5 protein-coding genes and 1 tRNA gene are annotated in these 6,383 nt (G+C 53.5%); 2 read left to right on the forward strand and 4 right to left on the reverse strand.

All coding sequences use genetic code 11. The annotated features are described in order from the left end of the window. Positions 1-1,688: fumarate reductase/succinate dehydrogenase flavoprotein subunit (locus tag QZ554_RS07925; protein ID WP_297195665.1), on the forward strand; the 1,688-nt coding region annotated here is incomplete at its 5' end. A gap of 21 nt (positions 1,689-1,709) precedes the next feature. After that, positions 1,710-2,465 carry a succinate dehydrogenase/fumarate reductase iron-sulfur subunit gene (locus QZ554_RS07930; protein ID WP_297195666.1) on the forward strand — a complete coding sequence of 252 codons (756 nt, stop codon included), beginning with the start codon at positions 1,710-1,712 and terminating at the stop codon, positions 2,463-2,465. 729 nt (positions 2,466-3,194) lie between these two features. Here QZ554_RS07930 and groL read toward each other — a convergent pair. The 4 genes from groL to QZ554_RS07950 all read right to left on the reverse strand — a co-directional run bounded on the left by groL (position 3,195) and on the right by QZ554_RS07950 (position 6,040). Continuing rightward, the gene (gene groL, locus QZ554_RS07935; RefSeq protein WP_297195667.1) at positions 3,195-4,829 is read right to left on the reverse strand and encodes a chaperonin GroEL; all 1,635 of its coding nucleotides are present in this window, start codon (positions 4,827-4,829) and stop codon (positions 3,195-3,197) included. A 53-nt stretch (positions 4,830-4,882) separates the two neighbouring features. After that, complete coding sequence (locus QZ554_RS07940; protein WP_297195668.1) at positions 4,883-5,152, reverse strand: co-chaperone GroES; 270 nt, start codon at positions 5,150-5,152, stop codon at positions 4,883-4,885. Positions 5,153-5,496: 344 nt separating this feature from the next. Then, the gene (locus tag QZ554_RS07945) at positions 5,497-5,736 is read right to left on the reverse strand and encodes a hypothetical protein (RefSeq protein ID WP_297195669.1); all 240 of its coding nucleotides are present in this window, start codon (positions 5,734-5,736) and stop codon (positions 5,497-5,499) included. Positions 5,737-5,966: 230 nt separating this feature from the next. After that, positions 5,967-6,040: transfer RNA gene (locus QZ554_RS07950), tRNA-Ala, on the reverse strand. Between the last annotated feature and the right edge of the window lie 343 nt (positions 6,041-6,383).

Raw genomic sequence — 6,383 nt, forward strand, 5'->3', positions numbered from 1 at the left:
ACTACCAAAACGACGGGGACTCCGTCTACCGCCTCTTCTACGATACGATCAAGGGTGGTGACTACCGTGCCCGTGAAGCTAACGTCTACCGTCTGGCAGAGGTCGCCAATAGCATCATCGACCAGTGTGTCGCACAGGGTGTACCCTTCGCTCGCGAATACGGCGGTCTACTGGACAACCGTTCCTTCGGGGGTGCACAGGTCTCACGTACCTTCTATGCTCGTGGTCAGACGGGACAGCAGCTCCTACTCGGTGCCTACTCTGCCCTTAGCCGTCAGGTCGGTAAGGGTGCAGTGAAGATGTACACCCGCCACGAGATGCTCGACGTCGTCATCATCGACGGCCGTGCCCGTGGTATCATCGCTCGTAACCTCGTCACAGGTAAGATCGAGCGCTTCGCTGCCCATGCCGTAGTCATCGGTACTGGTGGCTATGGTAACGCCTTCTTCCTCTCGACCAATGCTATGGCCTCCAACGGCTCTGCAGCTTGGCAGTGCTACAAGAAGGGTGCTTACTTTGCCAACCCTTGTATGGCGCAGATCCACCCCACATGTATCCCCGTACACGGAGAGTTCCAGTCCAAGCTCACGCTGATGTCCGAGTCTCTCCGTAACGATGGTCGTATCTGGGTACCCAAGAACATCGAGGACGCCAAGAAGCTCCAGGCTGGTACCATCCGCCCTACAGAGATCAAGGAGGAAGATCGTGACTACTACCTAGAGCGTCGCTACCCCGCCTTCGGGAACCTCGTTCCTCGTGACGTAGCTAGCCGTGCGGCCAAGGAGCGTTGTGATGCAGGCTTCGGTGTGAACAACACGGGTCTAGCCGTTTACCTCGACTTCTCCTCCGCTATCCAGCGCTTAGGGAAGGATGTCGTAGAGGCTCGTTATGGTAACCTCTTCCAGATGTACGAGAAGATCACCAACGACAACCCCTACGAGACTCCGATGATGATCTACCCCGCCATCCACTACACCATGGGCGGTATCTGGGTAGACTACGAACTGATGACCTCCATACCTGGGCTCTTCGCTATCGGGGAAGCTAACTTCTCCGACCACGGAGCTAACCGCCTCGGTGCTTCGGCTCTGATGCAGGGGCTCGCTGACGGATACTTCGTACTCCCCTACACCATCCAGAACTATCTGGCAGACCAGATCCAGGTACCACGCTTCAGCACCGACCGTCCTGAGTTCGACGAAGCAGAGAAGGGTATCAAGGATCGTATAGCTCGCCTGATGAGCATCAAGGGGAAGCAGTCCGTAGACAGCCTACATAAGAAGCTCGGCCACATCATGTGGGACTTCGTCGGTATGGGACGTGAGCGAGAAGGTCTCGAGAAGGCCATCGTTGAGCTCAAGGCGCTCAAGAAGGAGTTCTGGAGCGATGTCCGCATCCCAGGTAAGGCTGATGACCTCAACGTAGAGCTTGAGAAGGCTCTTCGCCTAGCAGACTTCATCGAGATCGGTGAGCTCATGGCTCGTGACGCTCACGACCGTGAGGAGAGCTGCGGTGGTCACTTCCGCCTCGAGCACCAGACTCCAGAGGGTGAAGCCCTTCGCCACGACGATAAGTTCGCTTACGTCTCCTGCTGGGAATACCAGGGCGAGGATCAAGACCCCGTGCTCCTGAAAGAACCACTCGACTACGAGTTCGTCGTACGTCAGCAGCGTAACTACAAGAACTAATCCCTAGCCAACATCGGTACAATGGATAAGAATATCAATATAAAGGTAAAGGTCTGGCGGCAACGTGGCCCAGAGGAACAGGGTGCGTTCGAAACCTACGACCTACAAAACATATCACAGGGTAGCTCGTTCCTAGAGATGCTTGACATCCTCAACGAGCAGCTCGTCCGTGAGGGCAAGGAGCCCGTGGTCTTCGACCATGACTGCCGCGAGGGGATCTGCGGTATGTGCTCCCTCTACATCAATGGGCACCCACACGGCCCCGATGATAGCATCACCACCTGCCAGCTACACATGCGTCGCTTCAACGATGGTGACACCATCACGGTAGAGCCTTGGCGCTCTGCTGGCTTCCCCATCATCCGTGACCTCATGGTCGATCGCTCTGCCTACGACAAGATCATCCAGGCAGGGGGCTTCGTCTCTGTGAACACGGGGGGCGTACCTGATGCAAATGCCATCCCCATCCCCAAGGCTGATGCTGATATGGCTATGGATGCTGCTGCATGTATCGGCTGTGGCGCCTGTGCTGCGGCTTGTAAGAACGGCTCGGCAATGCTCTTCGTCTCTGCCAAGGTTAGCCAGCTTGCGCTCCTACCACAGGGTCGCGTAGAGGCTGCACGACGTGCCAAGGCCATGGTAGCGAAGATGGACGAACTAGGCTTCGGTAATTGTACGAATACACGTGCTTGTGAAGTGGAGTGCCCCAAGAACATCTCCATCACGAACATCGCTCGTCTCAACCGTGAGTTCCTAGCAGCCAAGTTCAAGGACTAAGCTAAGGAGGGAATTCCTTACCCCCTCCTTCCACATAGACGATCGTTTCAAGTGTGGTACTCAAGAGGAGTACCCTCAATACGATAGGTTAGATTGGTGTAGTATCGCCCGCCCTCTTGAGCCCCAAGCTCATCAGGACGGGCGATCTCGTTTAGCCTCACCTCACTCCCATACCGATCCTCCCTATATCCGAAGCTCTTTATGCACCGAAACGCATCTATACCTTTGCCCCCCCCCATTTCTATATCCTCTCGCAGCCCAAGCATCCACCTCCCAGCCATCACCTAGGCTTTCTCTCCCAGCTATCTCCCCCACAAGACCTTCCAACTATCAATCCTATATCTCCGTCTCTTTATCACTGAAAACCTCTCCCCTCTCCATCTTAAAGGAACAGCCCCCTACCCAAAGTCCGACATAATCCATAGGAGCCCTCTACCCTTTCATGCCGCCTAACTACAGTAAACCAAATAAGCTAAAGCCTAAAGGCTAGATCTCCATCCCCAAGATACCCGAGAGGAGAAGAAGACAGAGCAAGCAGAGGATGTGGGATGGAGGGGCTTCAAGATGTATCGAGGTCTTAGTTCCTTGCCAGCTTGCGCTGTATATAGGCAATAGACAGGAGAGCTAGGATACAAAGAAAGATCCGCCAGAGAAGGCTTGAAGCCTCTCTGGCGGATCTATTTCTTGTGGAGCCGAAGCTCCTTTAGGTGAGAGTGTGGGCTCTTAGACCTACATCATGCCACCCATGCCTCCCATACCGGGGTTCATAGGCATTGCGGGGGTATCCTCCTTCTTATCGGCGATGACACACTCGGTCGTGAGGAACATTCCAGCGATAGATGCTGCGTTCTCGAGGGCAACACGTGACACCTTGGCGGGGTCAATGACACCAGAGGCATAGAGGTTCTCGAAGCTGTCCGTACGAGCGTTGTACCCGAAGTCTGCCTGACCCTCCTTCACACGCTGTACGATGACAGCGCCTTCCTTACCAGCGTTGGCCACGATCTGGCGCAGGGGCTCCTCGACAGCACGACGAATGATCTCGATACCTGTCGTCTCATCATCATTCTCACCCGTGAGGCTATCTAGGGCCTTTACAGCTCTGAGGTAAGCCGTACCACCACCGGGGACGGTACCTTCCTCTAGGGCTGCACGTGTGGCACTGAGGGCATCGTCTACACGATCCTTCTTCTCCTTCATCTCGACTTCGCTAGGAGCACCAACGTAGAGGACGGCTACACCGCCAGAGAGCTTAGCTAGACGCTCCTGGAGCTTCTCACGATCGTAGTCGGAGGTGGTGTTAGCGATCTGTGCCTTGATCTGTGCGGCACGTTCGCGGATAGCCTCCTTATCGCCAGCACCATTGACGATGGTCGTGTTATCCTTGTCTACGGTGATCTTCTCGGCCTTACCGAGCATGTCGAGGGTAACGGCATCGATCTTCATACCCGTCTCTTCGCTGATCACGATACCACCGGTCAGGGTAGCGATATCCTGCAACATAGCCTTGCGGCGATCACCGAAGCCTGGAGCCTTGACGGCGCAGACCTTGAGGCCACCACGTAGGCGGTTCACAACGAGGGTAGCAAGAGCTTCGCTGTCGATGTCTTCGGCTACGATGAGTAGAGGACGGCCTGTCTGTAGGGTTTGCTCTAGGATGGGGAGGATCTCCTTGAGGGTGGAGATCTTCTTGTCGTAGATCAGTAGGTAAGGGTTCTCCAGCTGAGCCTCCATCTTCTCTGAGTTTGTGACGAAGTAGGGAGAGATATACCCACGATCGAACTGCATCCCTTCAACGACTTCGACGGTGGTCTCGATACCCTTAGCCTCCTCGACGGTGATCACCCCCTCCTTGCTGACCTTGCGCATAGCCTCAGCGATGAGCTGACCGATCTGCTCATCTCCGTTGGCAGAGATCTTGGCCACGTGCTCGATCTTCTCGAAGTTATCCCCGATCTCCTGAGCCATGGAGCGGATCTCGGAGACGATTTTACCTACGGCCTTGTCGATACCACGCTTTAGGTCCATGGGGTTAGCACCTGCGGTGACGTTCTTCAGCCCGACGCCGATGATGCTCTGGGCAAGGATCGTCGCAGTGGTCGTACCATCACCTGCGTCGTCGTTGGTCTTAGAGGCCACCTCCTTGACGAGCTGTGCCCCCATATTTTCGAATGGATCTCCGAGCTCTACTTCCTTGGCGACAGAGACACCATCCTTGGTGATGTGTGGAGCGCCATAGCTCTTGGAAAGGATGACGTTACGTCCCTTAGGGCCGAGGGTTACCTTGACAGCGTTGGCGAGTGCATCTACACCACGCTTGAGGCTTTCGCGAGCCTCTATATCGAACTTGATTTCTTTTGCCATGATACGTATTATACGCTATATGTCGTGTTACTTCTTGTTTGTGCTAGGGGGCATTAGAGCTTAGCCAGCACGTCACTCTGACGCATGATGAGGTACTTCTCGCCCTCGTGCTCGATCTCGGTGCCTGCGTACTTGCCATAGAGGACGGTATCGCCAGCCTTGAGGACCATGGCCTCATCCTTGGTACCGTCTCCGACGGCTACGACTTCGCCCTTGAGGGGCTTTTCCTTGGCGGAGTCTGGGATGATGATCCCGCTCACTGTCTTCTCTTCCTGTGCTGCAGGGCGTATGAGTACGCGGTCTGCGAGTGGCTTAATGTTCATTGCTTTACTAAACTATAAATAGTTGTTTGTATTTCTTTTCGTTATGGTGAGTCAAAGCCCACATGCAACAAAGGTAGAGCAAAGGCTATGCCAAAGCCTCCCTGACGCCGTAAGCACTCTGATGCTGTAATTTTGTCAGTATCACTGTCATTCACGCCCCCCTTTATATAGCACCTCTACCTAGCTTACACTACCAGCACAAAGACTCAACTAACCCAACGGTCACTACAGGCACATAAAGGAGGTGCGCCTCACACCCTAGTGGGTATGAGGCGCACCTACGATTTTGTTTCGCAGACTCCTTTTCCGGAGTGTGCTGTTAGCTCTCCAAGGAGAGCCTACACTTACTTGACAGCGTTCTTGACTTCCTGAACAGCGCCTTCAACCTTGTTAGCGCCTTCATGAGCAGCAGAGTCAACAACAGCAACAGCTGTGTCAGCAACAGCCTGAACCTGTTCTACAACAGGAGCAACGACAGCTGCAGAGTCCATAGCTACAGAGTCAGCGTTAGCGTTCTCGTTGTTACCGCCACATGAAGCAAGTGTAGCAACAGCTACAACTGCGAATGCGAAAAACTTCTTCATCTTTCTTTCTTACGTTTAATTGGTTATAAATTCCGTATTCGTCATTTAATAACACCGCAAAGATACACCAACTTTTCGACTCACCAAACGGTGCATCGACTCGCTCGCGCCTAATACGCCTCTAGGTCTATGTATAGATCTGACGTATGCCCACCTATCCCACTCAGGGATAGGAATGGGTCTCCCGGTATTACATGAGGCAGATGGAACAATCATCACTCTTCCTCATGTGGAGTATAGCGGACTCGAACCGCTCACCTCGACACTGCCAGTGTCGCGCTCTAGCCAGATGAGCTAATACCCCAGCATTATATCTCTTTTATGAAAGCCTCTTGCCTCCATTTGGCTACAAAGGTAATGAATATTTCATTACACACGACATCTTCGCCCAAATTTATCTCTTTTCCCTCCCCCATGACCGCCTTCGCCCCCCAAGACACCCACCGTTCAGGAGGGACTCCTATACCATATAATATATACGGGATGGTCTCGGAGACCATGGGTAGGATAGGATACCGAGCAGGCTCTGGGCGTGATAGTCTCTAGTTATTTGAGTATAGACAAATTCTGTTGCACTATTTTGCACGTATCGCTAACTTTGCAACGTAATAGAAACAAACAACGAACTAACTAGTAAGCAAACAACG

Source organism: uncultured Porphyromonas sp., from assembly GCF_915070105.1.
Taxonomy (GTDB): domain Bacteria; phylum Bacteroidota; class Bacteroidia; order Bacteroidales; family Porphyromonadaceae; genus Porphyromonas.

Coding starts and splice junctions, on each gene's coding strand:
- QZ554_RS07930 (WP_297195666.1), top strand. CDS start 1,710: ATGGATAAGAATATCAATATAAAGGTAAAGGTCTGGCGGCAACGTGGC.
- groL (WP_297195667.1), bottom strand. CDS start 4,829: ATGGCAAAAGAAATCAAGTTCGATATAGAGGCTCGCGAAAGCCTCAAG.
- QZ554_RS07940 (WP_297195668.1), bottom strand. CDS start 5,152: ATGAACATTAAGCCACTCGCAGACCGCGTACTCATACGCCCTGCAGCA.
- QZ554_RS07945 (WP_297195669.1), bottom strand. CDS start 5,736: ATGAAGAAGTTTTTCGCATTCGCAGTTGTAGCTGTTGCTACACTTGCT.